Genomic DNA, 25527 nt, shown 5'->3' with positions numbered 1-25527 from the left:
GCCCAGAATCGGTTCGGAAATCGACCGCCGGTCCGCATGTGGGACCGGTTACGGCCCGTTCGCCGGGCGCTGAAGTCGCGGGGAGGCGGAGGAGGTGGCGTCAAGCGCGGAAAACTCAGGCAATAGACTCGGTGCGTATCTCGCCGACATCCAGCAACGCGGGCATTCGCTTCCGACCTGCCCGGCCGAAAGGACTCTGGTATTCCCGTGACCAGCCACGTCGATACCGTCAGCAACGCCGCGGCCACCTCGGACCACCCGCAGCCCTACAAGGAACTCGGCCTCAAGGACGACGAGTACGCCCGGATCAAGGAGATCCTCGGGCGCCGTCCCACCGACGCCGAGCTCGCCATGTACTCGGTGATGTGGTCGGAGCACTGCTCCTACAAGTCCTCCAAGGTGCACCTGCGCTACTTCGGTGAGACCACCACCGACGAGATGAAGAAGTCGATGCTCGCGGGCATCGGCGAGAACGCCGGCGTGGTCGACATCGGCGACGGCTGGGCGGTCACCTTCAAGGTCGAATCGCACAACCACCCCTCCTACGTGGAGCCCTACCAGGGCGCGGCCACCGGCGTCGGCGGCATCGTGCGCGACATCATGGCCATGGGCGCGCGCCCGATCGCGGTGATGGACCAGCTGCGCTTCGGCGCGGCCGACCACCCCGACACCCGCCGCGTGGTCGACGGCGTCGTCCGCGGCGTCGGCGGCTACGGCAACTCGCTGGGCCTGCCGAACGTGGGCGGCGAGACCGTGTTCGACTCGTCCTACCAGGGCAACCCGCTCGTCAACGCGCTGTGCGCGGGCGTCATGCGGGTCGAGGACCTGCACCTGGCCTTCGCCTCCGGCAAGGGCAACAAGATCATCCTGTTCGGCGCGCGCACCGGCCTCGACGGCATCGGCGGCGTGTCCGTGCTCGCCTCGGACACCTTCTCCGGCGACGAATCCGGCTCCGGCCGCAAGAAGCTCCCCAGCGTCCAGGTCGGCGACCCGTTCGCCGAGAAGGTCCTCATCGAGTGCTGTCTCGAGCTGTACCACGCCGGACTCGTGGTCGGCATCCAGGACCTCGGCGGCGCCGGCCTGTCCTGCGCCACCTCCGAACTGGCCGCGGCCGGTGACGGCGGCATGCTGGTCGACCTGGACCAGGTCCCGCTGCGCGCCGCCAACATGACCGCCGCCGAGATCCTGTCGAGCGAATCGCAGGAGCGCATGTGCGCGGTCGTCACCCCCGAGAACGTCGACGCCTTCATGGCCGTCTGCCAGAAGTGGGACGTCAACGCCAACGTCATCGGTGAGGTCACCGACGGCGACCGCCTGGTCATCACCTGGCACGGCGAGACCGTCGTCGACGTGCCGCCGCGCACCGTGGCCCACCAGGGCCCGGTCTACGAGCGCCCGGTGCAGCGGCCCGCGGATCAGGATGCGCTGAACGCGGATTCGGCCTCGCGCCTGAACCGCCCGCAGACCGGCGACGAACTGCGCGCCACCCTGATGAAGATGCTGGCCAGCCCGCAGCTGTGCTCACGCAAGTGGATCACCGAGCAGTACGACCGCTACGTGCGCGGCAACACCGTGCTCGCCGAGCACGCCGACGCCGGCGTGGTTCGCATCGACGAGGAGTCCGGCCGCGGCATCGCCCTGGCCACCGACGCCTCCGGCCGCTACACCAAGCTGGACCCGTACACCGGCGCGCAGCTGGCGCTGGCCGAGGCCTTCCGCAATGTCGCCGTCACCGGCGCCACCCCGAAGGCCGTCACCAACTGCCTCAACTTCGGTTCGCCGGAGGACCCGGGCGTCATGTGGCAGTTCCAGCAGGCCGTGCGCGGTCTCGCGGACGGCTGTGCGGCCCTGGGCATTCCGGTCACTGGCGGCAATGTGTCCTTCTACAACCAGACCGGCCAGACCGCCATCCTGCCGACCCCCGTGGTCGGCGTGCTCGGCGTCATCGACGATGTGCACCGCCGCATCCCGACCGGCCTGGGCACCGAGCCCGGCGAGACCCTGATCCTGCTCGGCGAGACCTGCGACGAGCTCGACGGCTCCATCTGGGCGCAGGTCGAGCACGACCACCTCGGCGGCCTGCCCCCGAAGGTCGACTTCGCCCGCGAGCAGCTGATCTCCGAGATCCTGGTCTCCGGCTCCCGCGACGGCATGGTCTCCGCCGCCCACGACGTCTCCGAAGGCGGCCTGATCCAGACCGTCGTCGAGGCCGCGCTGGCCGGCGAAACCGCCTGCCGCATCATCCTTCCCGAGGGCGCCGACCCGTTCGTCACCCTCTTCTCCGAGTCCGCCGGCCGCGTCCTGGTCGCCGTCCCCCGCTCGGAGGAGACCCGCTTCACCAAGATGTGCGACGCCCGCGGCCTCCCGTGGGCCCGCATCGGCGTCGTCGACGACGGCTCCGACTCCGTCGAGGTCCAGGGCCTGTTCAAGGCCACCCTCGATGAGCTCCGCGCCGCCCACGAGGGCACCCTCCCCGCCCTCTTCGGCAACGCCGACCACTGAGCGGTCGCGTGCGGCGCTGAACCGAAGCGCCACCCAGCCGTAGGAATGATCGAGAGCCCGCCCGGTTCGTCCGGGCGGGCTCTCGCGTCTCCGGCCGCGGCCTGTCGGCGTCGCGGGACGTATGTTGCGCTTTGTGATCTCGCGCCGATATCAGACCTGTTGGTGCCCGGGCGATTCCCGAGCGCCTTCGACGTATGTACATCGGCTGCAAAGGAACCGAACACCACCATGGCCGCGCCGGTCGTCTTCACCAGCAACTATTCCGATATGTCGAACGACGAGGGCTTCCAGTGGGACTTCCACTGCGACCGATGCAGAACCGTCTACCAGTCGGCGTTCCAGCAGAACTATCTCTCGCGAGGGCGGGGCCTGCTGCGGGTGCTGCGGGACCTGTTCGGTGACCGTTTCTCCCTGCTGTACAAGGCATCCTCGGCCGCCGACAGCTACTCCAACAGCTGGGGCAGCTCGTCCTCCAGCACCAAGGACAAGGCCTTCGCCGCCGCCATCCGGGAAGTGGAGCCGAACTTCCGCCAGTGTGGCGGCTGCGGTTCCTGGATGTGCGCGCGCAACTGCTGGAACGAGCAGGTGGGGCAGTGCACGAGTTGCTCACCCATGGTCCAGCACGAGATCGCGCGGGCACAGGCCGCCGCCCGCGGCGAACAGATCCAGGAAGCGGCGCGGCGTCAGGACTGGGTCCAGCAGCACGACATCTCGACCCCCGCCCGCGTGCTGTGTCCGACCTGCGGTTCCAACACCACCGGCGGCCGGTTCTGCGGAGCCTGCGGCAGCAGCTTGGACCTGCGTTCGGGCTGCCGCGGCTGTGGGCATCAGATCCCGGTCGGGTCGGCGTTCTGCTCGAATTGCGGGCAAGGTCAGTAGCGATCGAACCGGCACGCGAGCCCGCCGGTTCGATCCGGCGGGCTCGCGCTGTATCCCGCGCGGGACAGCTCGATCACGGTGTCGCCGCGCGCCGTGTACTCAGTGGAACAGGCTGCTCAGCAGCGGGCCGATCACCGGAATCGAACTCGCGCTACCGGTTCCGGTCGTCGGCGGCGTCGTGGTCGGCGGCGTCGTCGGTGTGCAGCTCGCTCCGGCGGGAGCGCTCTGGACCACGTGGACGTTGGGGATCATGGAATCGATGATCGCGTTGGGGCCCAGCACCGAGTCGTAGGCGAATGCCCCGAGGACGGTGTCGCCCGCGTAGGTGGGCGCCCAATTCACGGTCATGCCCTGGCCCGCGACATACGGCAGGGTGGCGATGGTGGTGGTCGTGCCCTGCGGGGCGGGAGACCAGACGAACGTGATGCTCGAGTAGCCGGCGGCCTGGGCCATCAATGCCGTGGCATCGGTGGCGGACAGGCTGATCGTGTAGGTGGTGCCGACGCAGTAGGCCTGCGAGGCCTGCAGCTGCAGGGTGTTCACCACGCCCGCCGACGCGGTCGTCGCTGTCGCGATCGCGGCCGCCCCCACCGCTGCCATGGCAGCGAATCCGGCGCTCGAGCGGCCCAGGATCGACTTCTTCATGCTTGTACTCCCCTAACCAAACCCCTTGGAAATCAAGGGGACGGCCAGCGTATCCGAGCGGGGGGACAATTTAGTTGATCTTGAAAGGATCGTGTTCGGCCATCAGTTTCTCCATCCTGGCCTCGTCGATGCGCTGGTGCACCTTCGACGATTCATGCTGGTCGCGAATGACTTTCGCGAGGGTGAAGCTGCTGCTGACCAGGAACAGCATGGCCATCAGGAGGAAGCCGCGCTGCCAGATGTCGAGGGGGAGGTAGGCGATGCCGATGATCAAGGCGCAGAAGCTGATTCCGAAGGCGATCGCGGCCTGCGCCAGAAACGCCGTGGTGGACTTGGTCTGTGCGCTGGGGTTGCTCATGAATCCGAGTGTGGCTGTCGCGCCGTCGAATCGACCGAGTACATCTACTCGAGCCGGGTCGGTAGAAGCCGTGTCCGACACGCCCGGGTGATGGCCCCTCTCACACGTGGGGCTCCCCGGATTCGCGCCGGTTGCGTCCATACTTGACGGGTGCTGGACTCCGCCCACGCCCTGACCCGGTTGCGCACCCGCGCCGCCGTGGTCGCGCGACGGACGGAGGACGTCATCGACCTCAATCACACGGGGTTGGTGGTGGCGACCATCTTCTTCGCCTGGTCGGTGACGCCCTCGCTGGTGCCGCGGGACTGGTTGTTCCAGGGCCTGATCTCCGGGCTCAACGCCGCCATCGGGTACGGCGTCGGATGTGTTCTGCAATGGGCGTTCCTGCGGTGGGTGCGGCCCCGGATCCCGATCGAGACCCCGCCCGAATGGGTGCGCTACCTGGTGAAGGTCGCGGTCGTCGTGGCGTGCGCGCTGGTCGCGGCCGCCATGCTGGTGCTGTCGGCGGACTGGCAGCGCGAGATCACCAGCCTCATGAACATGGAGGGCACCACCCGCGCCGCGTATCTGCGCACCGGCGGGCTGAGCGTGGCGGTCGGCGCGCTCGTCGTCGCCGTGTATCGGACGCTGCGGGAAGCGGTGCGGTTCCTGGCTCGGCTGCTCAGCCGGTGGGTGAAGGTGCCGCCCGCGCTGGCGCCCGCCATCGGGGCGCTGCTGCTGACCGTGCTGATCGTGACCCTGTTCAACGGTGTCGCCACCCGGGCCTTCTTCGCGGTCGCGAACTCGGCGTTCAGTGTGCGCAACGACAAGATGAGCGACTTCGCGGTGCAGCCGACGAAACCGGAGCGTTCCGGGAGCCCGGCCTCGCTGGCCAAGTGGGAGACGCTGGGGTCGGAGGGGCGGTGGTTCGTCTCGCACGGACCCGATCCGGTGTTGATCAGCGCTGTCACCGGAAAGCCCGCGCGCGAACCGATTCGGGTGTACGTGGGACTGAAATCGGCGACCCAGGACCTGCGCGAGGAGGACATGGCCGTCGCCGAACTCGAGCGCACCGGGGCCTTCGACCGCAAGGTGCTGGTGCTGGCCACCACCACCGGGACCGGCTGGGTGAACGGGGAGGCGGCCGCCGCGCTCGAATACATGTGGGGCGGCGACACCGCGATCGTCGCCTCCCAGTACTCGTATCTGCCGAGCGTGCTGTCGTTCCTGGCGGACCGCGAGAAGGTCGCGGCCAACGGGCGCACCATGTTCGACGCGGTGTACCGGGCCTGGTCGCAACGACCGGCCGACCATCGGCCCAAGCTGCTCGTCTACGGCGAGAGCCTCGGCTCGCAGGGCTCCGAATCCGCCTTCGACGGGCTGGCCGATCTGCGCTCCAAGGTCGACGGCGCGCTGTGGGTGGGGCCGCCCAACTCGAATCGACTGTGGCGGCAGTTCGTTCAACGCCGCGACCTGGGCACCCGCGAAGTGGATCCGATCTACGCCGACGGGCTGGTGGTCCGATTCGCCGCCACCGCCGAGGATTTGAACCGGCCCTCGCCGGAGTGGCGCAAGCCGCGCATCGCCTACCTGCAGCATCCGTCCGACCCCATCGTGTGGTGGTCGCCGGATCTCATCTTCTCCCAACCGGATTGGCTGTCCGAACCGCGGGGCGCGGACGTGTCCTCGCAGATGCGGTGGTGGCCGTTCGTCACCTTCTGGCAGGTCGTCGCCGACCTCACCAACGCCCAGGGCGTCAGCGACGGGCACGGCCACCGGTACGGCTCCCTGGTCCTCGACGGCTGGGCCGCCGTCGCCGCGCCGCCGGACTGGACGCCGGTCCTCGGGGAACGCATCCGCACCCAGATCGAGCTCGCCGAGGCGTACGAGCGGGCGGTCAAGTAGCGTGCGCGCCCGGGCCCGCGCGCTGCCGCATCCGAAAGCCCTGGCCGCCACGGCGATACCGCTGATCTGGAGCAATCGCCTGCTCCCCGCACTGCGCCTGGACCTGCGCGGCCGCACCGCCGCCAACACCGGCTACGCGCTCGCGTACACCCTCGCTTTTCGGGGAGACCCGAACTTCCTGTCCCGCCGCGGCATCCGGGCCGGCGCTGTCGCCGCGGCCACCGTGCTGTCCGGCTACGCTGCGGCTCTTGCCATTCCGGCGACCCGCCGCCACCTGGCCGGACTCGCCGATCGCGGCCCCGGCGTCTCCACCCTGGAATGGACGGCTCTGCACATTCCGGGCGGCACCGTCCTGACCGAGGAACTCGTCTATCGCTCCACCCTGACACCGCTGCTGGAACGCACGGCGGGCGAGATCGGAACCGGTGTGGGCGCACTGGTTTTCGGTCTCTCCCACATCCAGCCCGCCCGCGCCGCCGCCGACCCGATCGCCGGTACCGTCGCGCTCACCACGGGGGCGGGTCTGGTGTTCGACCTACTGCGCCGCCACACCGGCAGCGCCACCGCCCCGGCCCTGCTGCATCTGGCGCTGAACGCGGGCGGAGCCCTCGCCCCTCGGCTGGCCCGCCGCCTCGCGCAGTAGCCTCACGGCATGGCGCGACGAGGTGCGGTGGATCCGGCGGAGGTGCGGGCGGCGGTCGCCGCGGTGGGGGAGTGGCTGCGTGACGAGACGGTCCCGAAGCCCGCTCGGACCGAGCTCGCGGCGGCCGTGCGCGGGACCGCGCGGGCCCTCGCCGCCGACGCCCCGGGCCATTCGGTGGAGGTGCGGGTGCCGCCGTTCGTGGCGGTGCAGTGCATCGAGGGGCCGCGGCACACCCGGGGCAATCCGCCCAATGTTGTCGAGACCGATGCTCGGACGTGGCTGTTGCTCGCCACCGGGCTGCTGGACTTCGCCGATGCGGTGGAGTCGGCGGCGCTCACCGCGTCCGGCAGTCGCGCGGGCGAGGTGGCGCGCTGGCTGCCGGTGGTGCCGCTCTGAACTACTCGGCCGCCGATTCCGGCAGCGCCACCGGCTTGCGCTCCAAACCCTTGTGGTCGTAGTAGCGAGTGATGACCAGGCCGAACACCACGCCGATGGCCAAACCCAGCAGGGCCATCCACACACCCCGGGTCAGGCCCGCCTGGCCGTTGCCGAAGAAGTAGAGAATCGAGCGGGTGCCCAGGAAGACCTGATGCATGGGCTCGAACTTGGCCAGCCAGCCGAAGTACTTCGGGGTGGCCTCGATCGGGATGGTGCCGCCCGAGGACGGCAGCCCCAGGATGATGAACACGATCAGGTTGATGATCAGGCCCGCAGTGCCGACCGCGGCCAGCGTCGACGCGCAGGTGAAGCCGACCGCGATGATCACCAGCGCGCCGTAGACGAACAGCAGCAGCGGTTTGTCGATCGGCATGCCGATCGCCGCGGCGATGCCCTCCAGCGTGGCCGACACCAGCACCGCCATCACCGCGATCGCCGACCACTTGAGCAGCAGGGTGCGCGTCCGGGAGATGGGCGCGCGCGGGAAGTGCACATACCAGGGACCCCACTCGGTCGGCAGGAAACCGAGGGCGGAGTCGATGAGCTGGTGGATGATCATCGCGCCGACCATGCCGACCAGGAGGAGCAGCAGGCTGTAGAAGAACGCGGTCAGGCCCTCGCCGGAACCACTCGGCAGCGGCCGGAACTGTTCGGTCACGATGTCCAGCGGCTGCGCCAGCACCAGCCGGGTCGCCCCGGACAGCTCGGTCGGGGGTGCGCCGGGCGGCGGCGTCAGCTGTTTGGTCACCTGATCGGTGAGCTGCTTGCCGACCTCGGCGTTCACCTGGGTGAGAGCTTGCTCACCGAACTTCTGCACCACGGCGGTCGCGAACGCGCCGGTGCGCGGATTGGTCTGGAGTGTCAGCACCGGTTTGGAGATCTCGCCCGGCACGACGCTGCCGACCCCGAGAATGCCGAGCCGCTTGGAGAAGTCGCTGGGGATGATGATGGTGCCGTACACCCGGGCCGACTGCATCTGGAGCTGCGCCTCGTTGATGCCGAGCACCCGCAGATCGATCTTGTCCGCCGGGACGGCCTTCGTCAGTCCGTCCGCGACCTGATCGCCGAAGTTGACGTGCTGCACCCGATCGCCGGTCTTCAGATCGTCGCCGACGTCCTGGTTCACCAGAGCGATCGGGAAATCGTGCAGATTCTTCTCCGGGTCCACGACGTAGTCGAGATACATGACGCCCAGGAGCGAGGCCAGCAGCGTGACCACCACGATCGGGAGCGCCCACCGCAGAGGGCTCAGATGCCTGCGTCGTGGACCGGTTTCCGCGCGGCCGGTGCTGTCGGTGCTCGCCACCGTCGCACGCTAACAGCAAACCGCCTGCCATCTCCGTTATCCCAACGGCGGGTTGCCTTGCGGTTACCCGTAGAATGGCTCTCGCCCCCAGCCCGCCGAACAGGGAGCAAACGGTGAATCTCCCCGCCTCCGCCACGACCGTTGATCAGGACGAGAACGAACCGCGCGAAGAGTGTGGTGTGTTCGGTGTCTGGGCACCGGGCGAAGATGTGGCAAAGCTCACGTATTACGGACTATACGCATTGCAGCATCGCGGGCAGGAGGCGGCGGGCATCGCGGTCGCCGACGGCTCGCAGGTGCTGGTATTCAAGGATCTCGGCCTGGTCAGTCAGGTCTTCGACGAACAAACCCTGGCCGCCATGCCCGGCCACGTGGCCGTCGGCCACTGTCGTTACTCCACAACCGGTTCCACCACCTGGGAGAACGCGCAGCCGATCTTCCGCACCACCGCGGTCGGTACCGGAATCGCGTTGGGCCACAACGGAAACCTGGTCAACACCGCTGAATTGAGTGCCCGCGCACGGGAACTCGGGCTGGTCACCGGTCGTCTGGCGGGCGGTATGGCCGCCACCTCCGACTCCGACGTGATGACCGCGCTGCTCGCGCACGCCGCCGCCGACAAGAGCATCGAGCAGGCCGCCATGGAGCTGCTGCCGACCTTGAAGGGCGCGTTCTGCCTCACCTTCATGGACGAGCACACCCTCTACGCCGCCCGCGACCCGCACGGGGTGCGCCCGCTGTGCCTGGGCCGCCTCGACCGCGGCTGGGTGGTCGCCAGTGAGACCGCGGCCCTCGACATCGTGGGCGCCTCGTTCGTCCGCGAGATCGAACCGGGCGAACTGCTCGCCATCGACGCCGACGGCGTGCGCTCCCTGCGCTTCGCCAACCCCACCCCCAAGGGCTGCGTCTTCGAATTCGTGTACCTGGCCCGCCCCGACTCCACCATCTCGGGCCGCTCGGTGCACGCCACCCGCGTCGACATCGGCCGCCGCCTGGCCGCCGAACACCCCGTCGAGGCAGACCTGGTCATCCCGGTCCCGGAATCCGGCACCCCGGCCGCCGTCGGCTACGCGCAGGGCTCCGGCGTTCCCTACGGCCAGGGCCTGATGAAGAACGCCTATGTGGGCCGCACCTTCATCCAGCCCAGCCAGACCATCCGCCAGCTCGGAATCCGCTTGAAGCTCAACCCGCTTCGCGAGGTGATCCGCGGCAAGCGGCTCATCGTGGTCGACGACTCCATCGTGCGCGGCAACACCCAGCGGGCGTTGATCCGCATGCTGCGGGAGGCGGGCGCCTTGGAGATCCACGTCCGGATCGCCTCCCCGCCGGTCAAGTGGCCCTGCTTCTACGGCATCGACTTCGCCTCGCGCGCGGAGCTGATCGCCAACGGCGCGGGCCCCGACGGCATCGAGGGCGAGAGCCTCGACGACATGGTGGAGGGCGTGCGCCGCTCCATCGGCGCGGACAGCCTCGGCTACATCTCCCTCGACAGCATGGTCGCCGCCACCGAACAGCCACGCTCGCGGCTGTGCTGCGCCTGCTTCGACGGCGACTACCCGATCGCGCTGCCGGTGGAGACCGCCATCGGCAAGAACGTGCTCGAGGGCATGCTGTCCGGCACCACCGAAACCGAGCTGCTGGCCGACAACGCCAACGCCTCGGCGCTGAGTCGCCCCTAGCGCTGAGCGCTGAGTGGCCACCGCGCAAGCGGTCTCGGCGCCCGCTCGCGCAATCGCGAACGGGCGCCGTGGCTTTCCCGTGACTACCCGCCCGCACGCATAACGGGTGGACGGTCGCAACGCCGTGCGCCTCCGGTGCGCAACGGCGCTCCTGCTAGCGTGAGCAGGCATCTATCCGACGATTCGGCTTGGAGCTCTCCCCGACAATGACTGAACAGACCCCCAGTGGTGCCGGTGCCTCGTATGCGGCGGCCGGCGTCGATATCGAAGCCGGTGACCGCGCAGTCGAGCTGTTCGCGCCCCTGGCCAAGAAGGCCTCCCGCCCCGAAGTGCAGGGCGGTCTCGGCGGCTTCGCAGGACTGTTCGCACTGAAGGGCGGCTACAAGGAGCCCCTGCTCGCCGCCTCCACCGACGGCGTCGGCACCAAGATCGCGGTCGCGCAGGCGCTCGACAAGCACGACACCGTCGGCCTCGACCTGGTCGCCATGGTCGTCGACGACCTGGTGGTCTGCGGCGCCGAACCGCTGTTCCTGCAGGACTACATCGCCGTCGGCAAGGTGGTCCCGGAACGCGTCGCGCAGATCGTCTCCGGCATCGCCGAGGGCTGCGTCATCGCCGGCTGCGCCCTGCTCGGCGGCGAGACCGCCGAACACCCAGGCCTGATGGGCGTGGACGACTACGACCTGTCCGCCACCGGCGTGGGCGTCGTCGAAGCCGACGCCGTGCTCGGCCCGGACCGCGTCCGCCCCGGCGACGTCGTCATCGGCATGGGCTCCTCCGGCCTGCACTCCAACGGCTACTCGCTGGCTCGCAAGGTGCTGCTCGACATCGACCGCATGTCCCTCACCGGGCACGTCGAGGAATTCGGCCGCACCCTCGGCGAGGAACTGCTCGAGCCGACCAAGATCTACGCCAAGGACTGCCTGGCCCTGATCGCCGAGACCGACGTGCGCACCTTCTGCCACGTGACGGGCGGCGGCCTGGCCCAGAACCTGGCCCGCGTGCTCCCCGCCGGACTCGTCGCCGAGCTCGACCGCGGTACCTGGAACCCGGCCCCCGTCTTCAAGATGATCGCCCAGCGCGGCCGCGTCGAGCGCCTGGAGATGGAGAAGACCTTCAACATGGGCGTCGGCATGGTCGCCGTCGTCGCGCCCGAGGACGCCGACCGCGCGCTGGCCGTCCTCACCGCCCGCCACATCGACTGCTGGACCCTCGGCACGGTGAAGAAGGCCAAGGACGCCGACGCCGCCCGCGTCGCACTGGTGGGCGACCACCCGCGCTTCTGAGCAGACAGAGAACGGCCCCGGCACTCGCGAGAGTGCCGGGGCCGTTTGTCTTTTCGCCGGTAGGAAGGGGGACCGGCAGTAGTTGTTCGCCGCGGATGCTCAGCGAATGGCCCTGACCTCGGGGCATATCGACGTGCTAAAGGGGAAGGCCATAGTGGGCCTCCCCCTTACACGGCGAAAATCCGAGGTCAGCGACGCCAGTCGTCGTAGTCGTCTTCGTCCCAGCCCGCACGCGAGTCCTTCGCGTCGTGCTCGTCGGAAAGCACAGCACCACTCAGCTGCGTGTCGGAGGGACTCCCCGACAGTTCGCGCTGAAGGCTCGTGAAGTCGGTCGATGGTGAGCTGTACTTGAGCTCACGTGCAACCTTGGTCTGCTTTGCCTTAGCCCGGCCACGGCCCATGGCTGACCCCCTCGCGTCACTGCGGGGCGGCCTGGGGTGGGTTTGGCGGCCCCGTTCGAATTAATACTCTTCCTGACGAACACTTTAGCGTGTGTCAGGCGGTCGCGCTTCCAGGAGTGGGGGATAAACGTCCCGGGGCCGGGACCGGCGACGACCGGGCGATCCTGAAAACCCTGCCGACCGGCGACTACAGGACGCCGGGAATCGCTCGAATGATGCCGACGCGAGCTCCGCCGCCCAGCACCGCGGGCGTTGCCAGCTCAGCGTGCGCATCGGTCCACTCGACCCCCATACGCTGGAGAATGGCCAGCGTCAGCGGAAGCCGCGCGCGATCGGCGCCGTCATCGATCTTGTACGCGAAGGCCGAACCGTCCGGCAGCGCACCCGCGTGCACCCCGTCCGCGCCGATCTTGCACACCAGTCCCGGCGTCGCGGACATAACGCGGAAATCGGGGCCGTCCGTGCCGGAAATCACTCGCGGATGGGCGCGGATCGCGTCCGCGACGCGGCGTTCGGGCGCACCCTCGGGCGCGGTGGCGAAACCGGCGTAGGCGCGGGCCAGATTCACCAGCGACACCGGCACGATGGGCAGGCCGCACCCGTCGATGCCGAGATCGGTCTCCGGCTCACCGGTCACCTCGGCCACGGTGTCCAGCACCGCCCGCTGCAACGGGTGCCCGACCTCGAGATAGCCGCGGGTCGGCCAGTCGTTGACCGCGCAGGTGGCGAGCATGGCGGCATGTTTGCCGGAGCAGTTCATGAAGATCCGTCGAGCCGCCTTGTCGCGGTCGGCGCCGGCCAGCACCCGGGCCCGGGCCTGCTCCTCGAACGGCAGATCCGGCGGGCACTCCAGATCGTCCTCGGTGAAACCGAAGCGGTCCAGCAACCGCCGCACCAGCTCCACATGATCCGGCTCGCCGAAATGCGAGGCGGTGGCGATGGCCAGCTCGGCGTCGTCCACCGGTTCGAAACCGTTGCGCAGCAAGGTGAGCGCCTGCAGCGGCTTGTTGGTGGAGCGCGGGAAGATCGGGCCGTGCACCGCACCCACCTCGACCAGCGGCTCACCGTCGGGGCGCAGCACCACCGCGGAACCGCGGTGCACGCACTCGCGGAAACCGGACCGCACCACCTCGACCAGATCGACGCTCATCGGTGCCCCTTCGCTGTCATCGGGCCGCCGCGGCGTGGCGGCGGCGGTGACGGTCGATCTGCATGCGGACATCGTCGGAGATGGTGGGCTCGGCGGATTCCAGCAACTCCAGGCGCCCGGGGTCCGCGCCGGTGAACAGATCGCGGACGGTGACCCCGTGCTCGGGCACGTGCACCACCCGCACCTCGTCGCCCGCGCTGATCCCGCCCTCGGTCAGAACCCGCAGGTAAGCGCCCGTATTCGCCTGTGCCGTAAAGCGTTTCACCCACTGCGGCTCACCGGCACGCCACTGGAAGGTGGCGCACGGGACCCGCGGCGCGGACACCTCGAGCAGGGTGTCGCCGATGGCCCAGCGCTCGCCGATCACCGCGTCACTGACGGGGAGCCCGGCGATGCGCAGGTTCTCGCCGAACCAGCCCGCCGCGAGCTCGCGGCCCAGTTCGGCGGACCAGCGCCGCGCGTCCTCCTCGGCGTAGGCGTAGACGGCCTGGTGGACGCCGCCGTGATGCTTGGTGTCGCACACGTGGTCGCCGTCCAGGCCGAGGGCCCGGACCGGAACCCGGTGCGGCACCGGACGTTTGTCGATGGCGGTGCGGCCCACCTTCGAGGACTTGGCGGGCAGCTCGAGTTCGGCGTGCACGACGCAGACGGCCAGCACCCGGCCGACGGGGGTGGCGGTCATCGGCCGCGCAGCTTCTCGACGGCGAGCCGCCCGGCCTGCGGTTCGTCGTGCGCGGGCACCGAATCCGGGTCGATGGCCGCCGCGCACGGGCCGGCCACCAGTTCGGTGTCCGCCGGGATGGTGCGTTTGATCAGGGCCAGCGCGATCGGGCCGAGCTCGTAGTGGTCGATCACCGTGCCGAGCGTGCCGACCGCACGGCCGCCCGCGGTCACCGGATCACCGGGCGCCGGACGGGAATCCGCCGAGCCGTCCAGGTGCAGCAGCACCAGGTGCCGGGGCGGCTTGCCCAGATTGTGCACCCGCGCGACCGTCTCCTGGCCGCGGTAGCAGCCCTTGTTCAGATGCACGGCGCCGTGTTCGGCGGGGCCGCCGATCCAGTTCACCTCGTGCGGGATGGTGCGGTCGTCGGTGTCCAGGCCCAGGCGGGGGCGCAGGGCGGCCACTCGCAGCGCCTCGAACGCCCACAGGCCCGCGGCCGCCGCGCCCGCGTCGCGCAGCCTGGTCCACCAGGCGGCGAGCTGGTCGCGGGGGACCAGCAGGTCGAAGGAGTCGGCGGTGGGCCAGGGCATGCGGCGCAGGAAACCGCCGCCGGGCAGCGGGACCGCGCGGTAGGTGTCGGGCAGGGCGGGCACGCCCAGGGCGTCGACCAGGTCGGCCGCGGCCGGGCCCAGCAGGCTCAGGACGGCGTGGTCGTTGGCGTCGACGGGCTTGGCGTCGGCCCAGAACACCATCTTCTGCAGGAAGCTCAGCAGGTCGGGTCCGCGCGCGCCCTCCGTGTCGATCCACACCGTGCCGTCGAGTTCGGTGAGCACGAAGTGATTCAACACGCGGCCGTTGAGGTCGAGGTCCAGGTTCTCCGCGGACTCCCCGTCACCGAGACCGGCGACGGCCTGGCTGGAGATGGTGTGCAGCCAGCTCAGACGTTCCTTGCCGGTGATCGAGAGCACGAACCGGTGGGAGCGATCCACCACCGCGACCCGCTCCGCCGCCGCGCGCTGCTCCCCGAAGGGATCGCCGTAATGCCACGCGACCGCGGCATCCGGTGACTCCGGCAGCCCCGCGACAGCCCCTGGAACCTGCAAGATCGGACTGGCAACCGAGGAGGACACGACTCCACCCTAGCGGCTCGCGGCGACAGGCCTCGGGCGCACGGCTCGGGAGCGGGACCCCGGACCGATGTCGCCCCCGGGACGCGCCGGTGGCGCATTTGGGCAGGTTTGAAACGCGAGCACCGCTTCCAGCAGGTCGTGGCAGGTGGCTTGACGGGTCGGGTGGCACAGTATGGCACCCAGGACCCGTCGACTCCCCTAGGCTCGTCGCATGGTGGAACGGGTTTTGGTGACACTCGACGGCGCGATCCGGGATCCGGACGCGCCGTTGTTGTATGCGGACGATATCGGTGCGTTGCGGGGCGACGGCATCTTCGAGACGGTGCTGGTGCGCGACGGTGTGCCGTGCGCGCTGGAAATGCATCTGGCGCGGCTACGGCGTTCGGCGGAGGCGCTGGATCTGCCCGCGCCGGACCTCGAGGCGTGGCGGTTCGCGATCGAGTTGGCCGCCGAGGAATGGGGCAAGGACCGCGAGGGCACCCTGCGGATGGTCCTGACCCGCGGACGTGACAGCGATCACGGCAGTGCTGGCGAACGTCCGGCGAACAAGACCGGCGATCTGGCCGGAGCCGAACCCGCCACCACCGGTTACGTTTTCGTGGTCGGGGTCCCCGCACGGGTGGAAAAGGCGCGCACCGAAGGCGTTTCGGTGATCACCCTCTCCAAGGGCATCTCCATCGACCTGGCGCAGAACGCGCCGTGGCTGCTGATGGGCGCGAAAACCCTGTCGTACGCGACGAATATGTCCGCGCTGCGCTTCGCCCAGCGGATGGGCGCCGACGACGTCATCTTCACCAGCACCGAGCACCGTGTCCTCGAGGGTCCGCGCTCGACCGTGGTCGTGCAGCGCGACAACCAGCTCATCACCCCGCCCGCCCGCAACGGCGTCCTGCCCGGCACCACCCAGCGGGCGCTGTTCACGCAGGCGGAGAAGGCCGGCTGGGAGTGCCGCTACGAACCGCTGTTCACGGCCGACCTGATCACCGCCGACGCCGTGTGGATGCTGTCCTCGATCACCCTGGCCGCGCGGGTCAATTCGCTGGACGGACTGCGCATGTCGCCGCCGGAGAACGCGGCCGAGATCGTCGAGATGGTGAACCGCGGCATCGCGCTCTCCGGGAGCCTCGCCGACTGGTAGTCCCGATCACGTTCCAGCAAATATCGGGCTGACTGTGGCGAGGCATACGTTGATCCGCGCCTCCCGACGCGTAGTCTCAGGTACTACGTCATGTCGTAGATCGGCAGGGAGGTCGGATGAGCGTCGTAGATCTGGCGCGCTGGCAGTTCGGAATTACCACCGTCTATCACTTCATCCTGGTGCCGCTCACCATCGGCCTCGCACCGCTCGTCGCGGGAATGCAGACCGCGTGGGTGATCACCGGTAAGGAGCACTGGCTCAGGCTCACAAAGTTTTTCGGCAAACTGTTTCTGATCAACTTCGCCCTCGGCGTCGCCACGGGCATCGTGCAGGAATTCCAGTTCGGCATGGGCTGGAGCGAATACTCCCGCTTCGTCGGCGACGTGTTCGGCGCCCCGCTGGCCATGGAGGCGCTGGTCGCCTTCTTCATGGAATCGACCTTCCTGGGCCTGTGGATCTTCGGCTGGACCCGGCTGCCGAAAAAGGTGCACCTGGCGTGCATCTGGCTGGTCGCCATCGGCACCAACGCCTCCGCCTACTTCATCATCGCCGCCAACTCGTTCATGCAGCACCCGGTCGGCGCGGAGTACAACCCGGAGACCGGCCGCGCCGAACTGCACAGCATCTGGGCGGTGCTCACCAACAACACCACCCTCGCAGCCTTCCCGCACGTCATCGCCGGAGCCTTCCTCACCGCGGGCACCTTCGTGGCGGGCATCGCCGGCTGGTGGATGGTGCGCAATGCCCGAAAGGCCAAGGCGGAAGGCGACGACGCGCTCCTCGAGGACGCCCGCACCATGTGGCGGCCGAGCGCGCGCATGGGCCTGTACGTCGTGCTCATCGCCGCGGTGGCGCTGATCTTCACCGGTGACATCCAGGGCAAGCTGATGTTCAAACAGCAGCCCATGAAGATGGCCTCGGCCGAATCGCTCTGCCACACCGAGACCGATCCGGACTTCTCGGTGCTGACCGTCGGCACCCACAACAACTGCGACAGCGTGGATCACCTCATCGAGGTGCCCTACGTGCTGCCGTGGCTGGCCACCGGCGAATTCACCGGCGTCACCCTGCAGGGCGTCAAGGACCTCCAGGTCGAGTACAACCAGAAGTACGGCGTCGGCGACTACCGGCCCAACCTGTTCGTCACCTACTGGTCCTTCCGCGCCATGATCACCTGGATGGCCGGCTCGATCCTGTTGGCGCTGGCCGGATTCTGGGTCACCCGCCGCGGCCGGGTCCCCGACCAGACCTGGTTCAGCTGGCTGTCGCTGATCGCGATCGCCACCCCGTTCCTGGGCAATATCTCCGGCTGGATCTTCACCGAGATGGGCCGCCAGCCCTGGGTCGTCGCACCCAACCCGACCGGCGACCAGCACATCCGGATGACGGTGCAGCAGGGCGTCTCCGGGGTCTCGGCGGGCACGATCCTCACCTCGCTGATCGTGTTCACCGCGCTCTACGGGCTGCTGGCCATCGGATGGTTCTATCTGATGCGCCGCTACGTGATCGCCGGACCCGAACAGGCATCCACCCCGGACACCCCGAAGCTGACCGGGGAGCCCGTCGAGAAGCTTTCCTTCGCCTACTAGGAGCCGAGGATGAGTCTCCCTGAATTCTGGTTTCTGCTGATCGCGGTGCTGTTCACCGGCTACTTCGTGCTGGAGGGCTTCGACTTCGGCGTCGGCATGCTGATGCCGATCATCGGGCGCGGCGACGAGAAGAAGAAGCGCACCGTGCTCAACACCATCGGACCGGTGTGGGACGGCAACGAGGTGTGGCTGCTCACCGGCGGCGGCGCCATGTTCGCCGCCTTCCCGGAGTGGTACGCCAGCCTGTTCTCCGGGTTCTACCTGGCGCTGCTGCTGATCCTGGTCGGGCTGATCGCGCGGGCCTGCGCCATCGAATGGCGCGGCAAGATCAACGACCCGCGCTGGCGCACCTGGTGCGACATCGGCATCGGCCTGGGCTCCTGGATCCCCGCGCTGGCCTGGGGTCTGGCCTTCGCCAACATCGTGCACGGGGTGAAGCTCAACGAGCGCAAGCAGATCGAGGGCAACTTCCTCGACCTGCTCAACCCGTACGCGCTGCTCGGCGGGCTCACCACGCTGCTGCTGTTCATGCTGCACGGCGCGCTGTTCATCGCCCTCAAGACCGGCAACGAGGTCCGCGACGACGCGCAACGCATCATCCGCGTGCTGTTCGTGCCCACCGCCGTCGTGGTGGCCGCCTTCGGCGTCTGGACCCAGCTCGCCCACGGGCACGGCTGGACCTGGATTCCGCTGGCGCTGGCCGTGATCGGACTGCTGATCGCGGGCTTCGCCGCGAGCCAGGGCCGCGACGGCTGGGCGTTCACCGGCACCGCGATCACCATCGCGGCCGCCACCGTGCTGCTGTTCGGGTCGCTGTTCCCGAATGTGCTGCCGTCCACCATCAACGACGCGTTCAGCCTCACCGTCGACGGCCGCGACGGCACCGTCGCCGCCTCCTCCACCCACTACACGCTGGTGGTGATGAGCTGGGTCGCGGTGGCCCTGGTCCCGGTCGTGCTGGTCTACCAGGCCTGGACGTACTGGGTGTTCCGCAAGCGGCTCACCATGGAACAGATCCCGGCCCCGATCGGGCTGCCCATGGAACCCGCGAAGAGCTGAACCCGGGGCGCGCCGCCCCCGCCGGAAGGGCTTGGGCGGCGCGTCTTTTCGCAGAGGAGATCGACCATGGCACGACCGGTGGACCCGCGGTTGTGGCGGTACGCCCGCTCCGCGCGCCGGTATCTCGGACTCAGCGTGGGACTCTCGCTGGTCACCACCGGATGCATCGTGATCGGGCCGCTCGCCCTGGCCCGGGTGCTCGCGGGGGTCGTCACCGAACCGGAACACCGCCGGATCGGGTCGTGGACGGTCGAATTGGCGGTGTTCGCGGCCGCCGTGCTGTGCCGGGTGGCCGCCACCTGGTGGCAGTCCCGGCTCGCGCACCGGGCCGGGGCGCAGGTCGTGGCCGAACTCGAGACCGCCGCCCTGGCGGCCGGGGCCCAGCTCCCGCCGCGCGAATTGGAGAGCCGCCGTACCGAACTCGCGGTCGTGGTCGGCTCCGGGCTCAGCGGGCTGCGCGCCTACCTCGCGGGATATCTGCCCGCTCTGATCCTGGCGGCCCTCGTGCCCCCGGTGGTGCTGGCCGTCATCGCCGTCCACGACTGGGTGTCCGGCGCGATCATCGCCGTCACGCTGCCGCTGATCCCGATCTTCATGATCCTCATCGGGCTGCTCACCCAGGGGAAGTCCGCGGACACCCTGGCCGCGACCACCCGGCTGTCGGATCAACTGCTGGACCTGTTCGCGGGCATGCCCACCCTGCGCGCCCTCGGGCGTGAGACCGCCGCTGCGCCGGCGTCGCAGGATGATCCGGCCCGCAGCATGGCCGGCCGCGTCCGCGAACTCGGCGACGCCCTGCACCGGCGCACCATGTCCGCGCTGCGCCTGGCCTTCCTGTCCTCGATGGTGCTGGAGATGCTCGCCACCCTGTGCGTGGCCCTGGTCGCCGTGTCCATCGGCATGCGGCTGGTCTTCGGCCATATGGGTCTCTACGCCGGGCTGCTCGCCCTGATCCTCGCCCCCGAGGTGTACCTTCCGCTGCGCGCCGTCGGCGAACGCTTCCACGCCGCCCAGGACGGAATGGCCGCGGCCGAACGGGCTTTCGCCGTGCTGGAACCCGACACCGACGCCGCGCCCGCCGCACCCGCCGGAACCGTGCATCGAAACCCGCTCGGCCACATCGAGATCCGGGACCTCGGCATCACCGCCCGTGACGGCAACGCGCCCGACGGCCTCACCGCCACCCTCCGGCCCGGCGAGGTCACCGTCCTCACCGGCCCCAACGGCTGCGGCAAATCGACCGCCCTGCAAGCCGTCCTGGGCCTCCTCGCCCCCGACACGGGCACGGTGACCGTCGACGGCACCCCCGTCCCCGAGCTGGACCCCGACGAATACTGGTCCGCCATCGCCTGGCTCCCGCAACGCCCGGTCCTGCTCCCCGGCACCCTGCGCGCCAACCTCGAACTCCTCGGGCCCCCGTCCGGGGACGACCGGATCGATGCCGCCTGCGCCGCCACCGGTTTCGACGCCGTCCTCGACACCCTCCCGGACCGCTGGGACACCGTCGTCGGCGCGGGCGGCGTCGGCCTGTCCCTCGGCCAGCGGCAGCGCCTGGCCCTGACCCGCACCCTCGCGGCGCCCCGCTCGATCCTGCTCCTCGACGAACCCACCGCCCACCTCGACGACGCCGCCGAGACCACGGTGCTCGCGGCCCTCACCGCGCGCGCCCGCGCCGGAGCCACCGTTGTCGTGGTCGCCCACCGGCCCTCGGTCCTCGCGGTCGCCGATCGCATCGTCGAAGTCCGCTCCACGGGAACGACACTCGACGACCCGGAGGCGAACGTCACCGGATCCGACCGGGAGGTGTCGACACGATGAGAGCGGTCATGGCCGACTTCCGGCGGATCCGGGAACTCCTCGAACTGTCGCGGGCGCGCATGGCGCTCTCGGTCGGCTGGGGCGTGCTCGCGCTCGGCAGCGGGCTCGGCCTGGCCGCGCTCGCGGCCTGGCTGATCGCCCGGGCCTGGCAGATGCCACCGGTCCTGGACCTGAGCCTCGCCGTGGTGACCGTTCGGGCCCTGGGCATCTCGCGAGGGCTGTGCCGGTACCTCGAGCGGCTCGCCACCCACGACGTCGCGCTGCGCGCCATGAGCACCGCACGAACCACCACCTATCGCACGCTGGCCGGCGCGAATATCTGGCGGCCGCGACGAACCGGCACGACCGGTGCCGCGAGCTCCGGAGCAGTGGATGTCGCGGGTCGCTCCGCCTCCATCGGTTCGCCCCGGACCGAAACCGAAGCCCGGCACGGGGATCCGACCCAGCTGCGCCGGGGCGAACTGCTCGGGCGAGTGATGAGCGATATCGACGACCTCGGAGCCGTGGTGGTGCGGGCGTTCGTGCCGATCGCGGTGGCGGTGATCCTGTCCCTGCTCGCGGTCGGACTGCTGGCGAGCATCTCGGTGCCCGCGGCGGTGATCCTGGCGGCGGCGCTGGCGGTGTCGGGAATCGTCGCGCCCTGGCTGTCGGCGCGGGCGGCCGCGGAAGCCGAACTGGCGGTGCGGGCCGACCGCACCGAGTTCACCGCCGAGGCGCTCACCGTGCTGGATCACGCACCCGAATTGCGGGTCGCGGGACGGCTTCCCGAAGCGGTCGGCGCGGCCACCGCGGCGGGGCGGCGCGCGGTCGCGGCGGAGGACCGGGCGGCGGTGCACGGCGCGTGGGCGGCGGCGGTGCTCCCGCTGTCCATCGGGGCCAGCGTGCTGGGGGCGCTGCTCATCGGGATCGTGTTGTACGGCGGCGGATCTCCGGTGCCGACCGCCGGATTCCAGACCGTCGCGCCCGGCGGCATCACGCCGATGGCGTTCACGGTGCTCGTGCTGGTGCCGCTGTCGGCCTTCGAGGCGGTCGCGGTGCTGCCCGCCGCCGCGCAGGCGCTCACCACCGGCCGCGCCGCCCTGCGCCGCCTCGACGAGCTGGAAGCCGGAGACCCGGCTCCTCGCGAATCCGGGACCGCCACACCGAAATTCCCGGCCCTGCCGCAGGGCCGCCGGATCGCGGTGATCGGGCCCAGTGGTGCGGGGAAGACGACCCTGCTCATGGCATGGGCGGGCCTGTTCGGCACACCAGAGCCCGGCGTCACCTTCTTCGCCGAGGACGCGCACCTCTTCGGCACCACCGTGCTGGAGAACCTGCGCGTGGCCCGCGGCGACATCACCGCCGCCGAGGCCGACGCCGCCCTGCGCGCGGTCGGGGCGGGGGAGTGGCTGGACGCACTGCCCGACGGAGTCGAGACCGATCTCGTCGGCGGGGCCGCCGCGGTCTCGGGCGGCCAGCGCCGCCGGATCCTGCTGGCCCGCGCCCTGCTCGCACCCGCGCGGGTCCTGCTGCTCGACGAGCCCACCGAACATCTGGAGGCGGAGGCCGGGGCCGACCTGCTGCGCCGCCTCCTGGACGAATCGAGCGGTCTGGTGGATCGCGACCGCACGGTGGTGGTCGTCACCCATCAGCTGCCCCCGGACGCCAAGGCCGACACCATCGTTCGCGTCGAACCCGGAGGGGCGATCGACAGCGGTCCCCGTATTCCCGAAACCGCCGTCTGACCTGCCTTTTCGCAGTCCGCGAAAATACGTTGCCGTGGGTGCCGGATCCGACTAATTTCGTCGGTACACAGGAAGGAGGTGGTTCGAGAATGATTTCTAGGACGCGTGAGGTGGCTGCCAGCTAGGCGCTACCGCTGCAATCGGATTCCGATCGCGCGAGCCCTCGCGAATCCACGGCAGTCACCCGGCCCCCGAGTTACGGTCCGTCCGACCGGACTTGCGTGAAGAACGTTGCATCCTTCCGCGAGTACAACTCGGGGGCCGTACCTATTCCGCCTCCCCGAGACTTCAGCGGGCGGCTGAGAGCCGTTGGCCCCGGCATTCCGTGCCTGCGCTGGGTGCCGAAACAATTTTTGGGGGTACCCCAGGAGGTACCCCCATCGCAACGAAATCAGTTGTCTCGCGCCGAACGGCAGTTTCAGCCGATGTAGCGCTTGAGGCGGGCCGAGAGCCGCGGCTCCAGTGCGCCGTCGGCCGCGATGCGCTCCTCGACGTAGCCCAGGTCGCCGCCCTCGACGATGCCGTAGAGCCGCTTCGCGCCGCCCACCACGATGCCGGACTGGCTGCGGATCACCACGTCGGTGGCCAGCTCCCAGGACGACTGGGTCAGGGCCTGGCCGTAGAACAGCTCGACGATGCCGGTCGAGTGCGTGAGCAGCAGCTCCAGCACCTCGTCGTCGCCGTCGATGCCGACCCGCCAGAAACCGCTCTCACGCAGGTCCGGGCCGTCGTACTCGCCCTCCGCGGTCAGCTTCCAGGACCGGGCTTCCCAGGTCAGGTAGTCGCCGCCGTCGTGGGCGACGATGATCTGCTGACCGAAGCGGTAGTCGCCGGTCTCGGGATCGTTGCCCTCGCCCTCACCGCGCCACACGCCGACCAATGGCAGCAGCGCGAGCATGGACGAGCTCAGATCGGGGCCCAGCCGCAGATTCGCGGTGTCCACGGGCAGCGGCAGATCGGGGAGCGCCGGAACGTTCAGCCCCCCGGTCGACTTGGCCCGCTCGACCGCCTCCGCGACCGCCTGGTCGCCGCTGCGGCGCGAACCGGCGGCGTCATCGGACGCCGAGCCGTTGGCCACTCCGTTTTCGGTGTTCTCCTGGGCCGGATCTGTCACGACTCGGTGAACAGCCGGTAGAGGACGTACAGACCGAACCAGGCGATCAGCACGGACACGAGTACCAGCAGAATTTCGAAGGTAAGCACCACGTCTCGGAGTCTAATCGCACCGCCGCGATCCGGTGAAAACGACCCCGGGAAAATCGCGCCGACAGACGAGAACGGCCCCGGGATCATGAATCCCGGGGCCGTTCTTGATGTTTCGCTTACTTGGCGACGGTGACGTCCACGTTGTGGATGCCGTTGCCCTCCGGCGACACCTCGCTGGTGCCGTTGCCGGACGCCGACAGCGCGCGGAGCGTCCACGTGCCCGGTGCCGCGAAGAAGCGGAAGTCGCCGGTGCCCGAGGCCACGACCTCGGCGGTGAAGTCGCCGTTGCCGTCCAGCAGGCGGACGAACGCGCCACCGACGGTCTGGCCGTCAGCGGTCAGGACGCGGCCGGTGATGACCGTCTCCTTCTCGACGTCGACGCCGGCCGGGATGGCCTGTCCCTGGGTAGGTGCTGCACACATATTGATTACGCTCCCAACTCGATCGGTACACCGACGAGGGAACCGTATTCGGTCCAGGACCCGTCGTAGTTCTTGACGTTCTGGTGGCCAAGCAGCTCCTGCAGCACGAACCAGGTGTGCGAGGAACGCTCACCGATGCGGCAGTAGGCGATGGTCAGCTTGTCGCCGTCCAGCCCGGCCTCCTTGTAGATCTCCGCCAGCTCGGCGTCGCTCTTGAAGGTGCCGTCCTCGTTCGCGGCCTTGGACCACGGCACGTTGATGGCGGTCGGGATGTGGCCCGGACGCTGCGACTGCTCCTGCGGCAGGTGCGCCGGAGCCAGGATCTTGCCCGAGAACTCGTCGGGGGAGCGCACGTCGACCAGGTTCTTCGCGCCGATGGCCTCGACGACCTCGTCGCGGAAGGCGCGGATCGACAGGTCCTGCGCGGCGGCCTTGTAATCGGTGGCAGGGCGCACCTTGACGTCCTTGACCAGCGGGCGGCCGTCCAGCTCCCACTTCTTGCGGCCACCGTCGAGCAGCTTCACGTCCTGGTGGCCGTAGAGCTTGAAATACCAGTAGGCGTAGGCGGCGAACCAGTTGTTGTTGCCGCCGTACAGCACCACGGTGTCGTCGTTGGAGATACCGCGCTCGGACAGCAGCGCGGAGAACTGCTCCTGGTTCACGAAGTCGCGGCGGACCTGGTCCTGCAGGTCCTTCTTCCAGTCGAGACGCACGGCGCCCTCGATGTGCCCCAGGTCGTAGGCCGAGGTGTCCTCGTCCACCTCGACCAGGACGACGCCCGGGGTGTTCAGGTTCTCTTCGACCCAGTCTGCGGAGACCAGGACATCGGAGCGAGCCATGTTGTTCCTTTCGGTGCGGTGCCGTGTTCAGGCGTTGCGTTCGTGTGGCTGAGTAATAGGAATGGTCAGGGGCGGAGTCGGGCGACCAGCGGATAGATCTGGCAACCCAGGCAGATGCCGAACGCCGCGTTCAGGAAGGCCGCGAACAGCGCGAATCCGGCGAAGATCGAGCCCACCACCGTGCTGCCGGCGGCGAAGCCGATCACGCCCAGCACCGCGAAGATCAGACCCACCAGCTGTGCGAACCGCAGCGGGGCAACGGGTTCCAGCTCGGTCGGCGCGCCGTTGCGCGGCGCGACCAGAGCGGCGTAGATCCGGCCGTACGGGCTGCGCTTGGGGCCGGTGGCCGCACCCAGGCCGAAGACCACGGCCTGCACGGCCAGCAGTACGGCGGCCGCGGGGACCGAGACGGAAGCGAGAATCAGGACGAGGGCGAGCACCGCGGTGGTGATCCAGGCCGCGAACCGGGGACCCCGGACGTCGACCTGCTCTACGGGCGGTGCGCTCGTAATGGTGTTCGACATGGAAGGAAGTACTCCTGCGCTCGAGGATGTATTGGCCAGATCGCCGGAGGATCGACATGATCTCTCAACAGCGGGGGATACAACCGGTCGGCGACAGAGTTATAGAAAGGCCGACCGGCTAGCGGCACAGGCAGCAACAACCACCGAGCCGGCACAGGTCTACCGTGCGGCGTCGGGTGAGCATCAGCTCGCGGTTGGATTGCACGAGAGGGAGTTTACCCAATTTTCGGGGGAAATTGGACCCGG

23 protein-coding genes are annotated in these 25527 nt (G+C 69.3%); 12 read left to right on the top strand and 11 right to left on the bottom strand.

Annotation, left to right across the window (positions count from 1 at the left end; all coding sequences use genetic code 11):
- Positions 1–207: 207 nt before the first annotated feature.
- Together purL and ABZ382_RS17215 are read left to right on the top strand one after the other, a co-directional pair.
- Positions 208–2502: a phosphoribosylformylglycinamidine synthase subunit PurL gene (gene purL, locus ABZ382_RS17220; RefSeq protein ID WP_357089642.1), complete on the top strand. Its 2295-nt coding sequence runs from the start codon at positions 208–210 to the stop codon at positions 2500–2502.
- 228 nt (positions 2503–2730) lie between these two features.
- Positions 2731–3381, top strand: a complete 651-nt coding sequence (locus tag ABZ382_RS17215) for a zinc ribbon domain-containing protein (protein ID WP_357089639.1) — start codon at positions 2731–2733, stop codon at positions 3379–3381.
- Between the two features lie 99 nt (positions 3382–3480).
- On the opposite strand, the gene ABZ382_RS17210 is transcribed toward ABZ382_RS17215, so the two are convergent.
- A complete protein-coding gene (locus ABZ382_RS17210) occupies positions 3481–4026 on the bottom strand; it encodes a hypothetical protein (RefSeq protein ID WP_357089638.1) in 546 nt (181 codons plus the stop codon).
- A 70-nt stretch (positions 4027–4096) separates the two neighbouring features.
- On the bottom strand, positions 4097–4384 hold the full coding sequence (locus ABZ382_RS17205; RefSeq protein WP_357089635.1) for a YiaA/YiaB family inner membrane protein: 288 nt from the start codon (positions 4382–4384) through the stop codon (positions 4097–4099).
- Between the two features lie 150 nt (positions 4385–4534).
- Here ABZ382_RS17205 and ABZ382_RS17200 point away from each other — a divergent pair, with 150 nt between their 5' ends.
- The 3 genes from ABZ382_RS17200 to ABZ382_RS17190 are packed head-to-tail and all read left to right on the top strand — an operon-like array spanning position 4535 to position 7307.
- Positions 4535–6268, top strand: a complete 1734-nt coding sequence (locus ABZ382_RS17200; protein WP_357089632.1) for an alpha/beta hydrolase — start codon at positions 4535–4537, stop codon at positions 6266–6268.
- A 1-nt stretch (position 6269) separates the two neighbouring features.
- Positions 6270–6911, top strand: coding sequence for a CPBP family intramembrane glutamic endopeptidase (locus ABZ382_RS17195; RefSeq protein ID WP_357089629.1), 642 nt, complete (start codon positions 6270–6272; stop codon positions 6909–6911).
- A 9-nt stretch (positions 6912–6920) separates the two neighbouring features.
- On the top strand, positions 6921–7307 hold the full coding sequence (locus ABZ382_RS17190; protein ID WP_357089627.1) for a sterol carrier family protein: 387 nt from the start codon (positions 6921–6923) through the stop codon (positions 7305–7307).
- A gap of 1 nt (position 7308) precedes the next feature.
- On the opposite strand, the gene ABZ382_RS17185 is transcribed toward ABZ382_RS17190, so the two are convergent.
- Positions 7309–8655, bottom strand: coding sequence for a DUF3533 domain-containing protein (locus ABZ382_RS17185; protein WP_357089625.1), 1347 nt, complete (start codon positions 8653–8655; stop codon positions 7309–7311).
- Between the two features lie 113 nt (positions 8656–8768).
- Here ABZ382_RS17185 and purF point away from each other — a divergent pair, with 113 nt between their 5' ends.
- Both purF and purM read left to right on the top strand, forming a co-directional pair.
- Positions 8769–10334 (top strand): amidophosphoribosyltransferase, encoded by a 1566-nt coding sequence (gene purF, locus ABZ382_RS17180; RefSeq protein ID WP_357089623.1) that lies wholly within the window; start codon positions 8769–8771, stop codon positions 10332–10334.
- A 206-nt stretch (positions 10335–10540) separates the two neighbouring features.
- Positions 10541–11620, top strand: a complete 1080-nt coding sequence (gene purM / locus ABZ382_RS17175) for a phosphoribosylformylglycinamidine cyclo-ligase (protein WP_357089620.1) — start codon at positions 10541–10543, stop codon at positions 11618–11620.
- A gap of 188 nt (positions 11621–11808) precedes the next feature.
- Here the strand turns inward: purM and ABZ382_RS17170 are convergent, their stop codons facing one another.
- The 4 genes from ABZ382_RS17170 to ABZ382_RS17155 all read right to left on the bottom strand — a co-directional run bounded on the left by ABZ382_RS17170 (position 11809) and on the right by ABZ382_RS17155 (position 14962).
- Entirely contained in the window at positions 11809–12021 is a 213-nt protein-coding gene (locus tag ABZ382_RS17170) for a DUF3073 domain-containing protein (protein WP_213558229.1), read from the bottom strand.
- A 187-nt stretch (positions 12022–12208) separates the two neighbouring features.
- Positions 12209–13171 carry an asparaginase gene (locus ABZ382_RS17165; protein WP_357089618.1) on the bottom strand — a complete coding sequence of 321 codons (963 nt, stop codon included), beginning with the start codon at positions 13169–13171 and terminating at the stop codon, positions 12209–12211.
- A gap of 16 nt (positions 13172–13187) precedes the next feature.
- On the bottom strand, positions 13188–13853 hold the full coding sequence (locus tag ABZ382_RS17160; protein WP_357089616.1) for an MOSC domain-containing protein: 666 nt from the start codon (positions 13851–13853) through the stop codon (positions 13188–13190).
- Positions 13850–14962, bottom strand: coding sequence for a folate-binding protein (locus ABZ382_RS17155; RefSeq protein WP_357089614.1), 1113 nt, complete (start codon positions 14960–14962; stop codon positions 13850–13852). The genes ABZ382_RS17160 and ABZ382_RS17155 overlap by 4 nt, the downstream gene beginning before the upstream one ends.
- A gap of 211 nt (positions 14963–15173) precedes the next feature.
- Between ABZ382_RS17155 and ABZ382_RS17150 the strand changes: the two genes are divergently transcribed.
- The 5 genes from ABZ382_RS17150 to ABZ382_RS17130 all read left to right on the top strand — a co-directional run bounded on the left by ABZ382_RS17150 (position 15174) and on the right by ABZ382_RS17130 (position 22290).
- Complete coding sequence (locus ABZ382_RS17150; protein ID WP_357089611.1) at positions 15174–16100, top strand: aminodeoxychorismate lyase; 927 nt, start codon at positions 15174–15176, stop codon at positions 16098–16100.
- Positions 16101–16216: 116 nt separating this feature from the next.
- A complete protein-coding gene (locus ABZ382_RS17145) occupies positions 16217–17689 on the top strand; it encodes a cytochrome ubiquinol oxidase subunit I (RefSeq protein WP_357089609.1) in 1473 nt (490 codons plus the stop codon).
- A 9-nt stretch (positions 17690–17698) separates the two neighbouring features.
- On the top strand, positions 17699–18748 hold the full coding sequence (gene cydB, locus ABZ382_RS17140) for a cytochrome d ubiquinol oxidase subunit II (protein ID WP_357089607.1): 1050 nt from the start codon (positions 17699–17701) through the stop codon (positions 18746–18748).
- Between the two features lie 66 nt (positions 18749–18814).
- Positions 18815–20566, top strand: a complete 1752-nt coding sequence (cydD, locus tag ABZ382_RS17135; protein WP_357089604.1) for a thiol reductant ABC exporter subunit CydD — start codon at positions 18815–18817, stop codon at positions 20564–20566.
- Positions 20563–22290, top strand: coding sequence for an ATP-binding cassette domain-containing protein (locus ABZ382_RS17130; protein WP_357089601.1), 1728 nt, complete (start codon positions 20563–20565; stop codon positions 22288–22290). The genes cydD and ABZ382_RS17130 overlap by 4 nt, the downstream gene beginning before the upstream one ends.
- Positions 22291–22708: 418 nt before the next feature.
- Here ABZ382_RS17130 and ABZ382_RS17125 read toward each other — a convergent pair whose 3' ends face one another.
- The 4 genes from ABZ382_RS17125 to ABZ382_RS17110 all read right to left on the bottom strand — a co-directional run bounded on the left by ABZ382_RS17125 (position 22709) and on the right by ABZ382_RS17110 (position 25281).
- Positions 22709–23368, bottom strand: a complete 660-nt coding sequence (locus ABZ382_RS17125; protein ID WP_357089948.1) for an FABP family protein — start codon at positions 23366–23368, stop codon at positions 22709–22711.
- 244 nt (positions 23369–23612) lie between these two features.
- The gene (locus tag ABZ382_RS17120; RefSeq protein WP_357089598.1) at positions 23613–23918 is read right to left on the bottom strand and encodes a DUF1416 domain-containing protein; all 306 of its coding nucleotides are present in this window, start codon (positions 23916–23918) and stop codon (positions 23613–23615) included.
- Positions 23919–23923: 5 nt separating this feature from the next.
- Positions 23924–24757: a sulfurtransferase gene (locus tag ABZ382_RS17115; RefSeq protein WP_357089595.1), complete on the bottom strand. Its 834-nt coding sequence runs from the start codon at positions 24755–24757 to the stop codon at positions 23924–23926.
- A 65-nt stretch (positions 24758–24822) separates the two neighbouring features.
- On the bottom strand, positions 24823–25281 hold the full coding sequence (locus ABZ382_RS17110; RefSeq protein ID WP_357089593.1) for a DUF4395 domain-containing protein: 459 nt from the start codon (positions 25279–25281) through the stop codon (positions 24823–24825).
- Positions 25282–25527 lie beyond the last annotated feature (246 nt).

Source organism: Nocardia sp. NPDC005825 (assembly GCF_040630175.1).
GTDB lineage: Bacteria > Actinomycetota > Actinomycetes > Mycobacteriales > Mycobacteriaceae > Nocardia.
This window is presented reverse-complemented; position numbering and strand designations above follow the sequence as displayed.

Bases quoted from the DNA above. Each gene is read 5' to 3' on its own strand.
- ABZ382_RS17215 (WP_357089639.1), top strand. From the start codon at position 2,731: ATGGCCGCGCCGGTCGTCTTCACCAGCAACTATTCCGATATGTCGAAC.
- ABZ382_RS17210 (WP_357089638.1), bottom strand. From the start codon at position 4,026: ATGAAGAAGTCGATCCTGGGCCGCTCGAGCGCCGGATTCGCTGCCATG.
- ABZ382_RS17205 (WP_357089635.1), bottom strand. From the start codon at position 4,384: ATGAGCAACCCCAGCGCACAGACCAAGTCCACCACGGCGTTTCTGGCG.
- ABZ382_RS17190 (WP_357089627.1), top strand. From the start codon at position 6,921: ATGGCGCGACGAGGTGCGGTGGATCCGGCGGAGGTGCGGGCGGCGGTC.
- purM (WP_357089620.1), top strand. From the start codon at position 10,541: ATGACTGAACAGACCCCCAGTGGTGCCGGTGCCTCGTATGCGGCGGCC.
- ABZ382_RS17170 (WP_213558229.1), bottom strand. From the start codon at position 12,021: ATGGGCCGTGGCCGGGCTAAGGCAAAGCAGACCAAGGTTGCACGTGAG.
- ABZ382_RS17165 (WP_357089618.1), bottom strand. From the start codon at position 13,171: ATGAGCGTCGATCTGGTCGAGGTGGTGCGGTCCGGTTTCCGCGAGTGC.
- ABZ382_RS17160 (WP_357089616.1), bottom strand. From the start codon at position 13,853: ATGACCGCCACCCCCGTCGGCCGGGTGCTGGCCGTCTGCGTCGTGCAC.
- ABZ382_RS17150 (WP_357089611.1), top strand. From the start codon at position 15,174: ATGGTGGAACGGGTTTTGGTGACACTCGACGGCGCGATCCGGGATCCG.
- ABZ382_RS17145 (WP_357089609.1), top strand. From the start codon at position 16,217: ATGAGCGTCGTAGATCTGGCGCGCTGGCAGTTCGGAATTACCACCGTC.
- cydB (WP_357089607.1), top strand. From the start codon at position 17,699: ATGAGTCTCCCTGAATTCTGGTTTCTGCTGATCGCGGTGCTGTTCACC.
- cydD (WP_357089604.1), top strand. From the start codon at position 18,815: ATGGCACGACCGGTGGACCCGCGGTTGTGGCGGTACGCCCGCTCCGCG.
- ABZ382_RS17130 (WP_357089601.1), top strand. From the start codon at position 20,563: ATGAGAGCGGTCATGGCCGACTTCCGGCGGATCCGGGAACTCCTCGAA.
- ABZ382_RS17120 (WP_357089598.1), bottom strand. From the start codon at position 23,918: ATGTGTGCAGCACCTACCCAGGGACAGGCCATCCCGGCCGGCGTCGAC.
- ABZ382_RS17115 (WP_357089595.1), bottom strand. From the start codon at position 24,757: ATGGCTCGCTCCGATGTCCTGGTCTCCGCAGACTGGGTCGAAGAGAAC.
- ABZ382_RS17110 (WP_357089593.1), bottom strand. From the start codon at position 25,281: ATGTCGAACACCATTACGAGCGCACCGCCCGTAGAGCAGGTCGACGTC.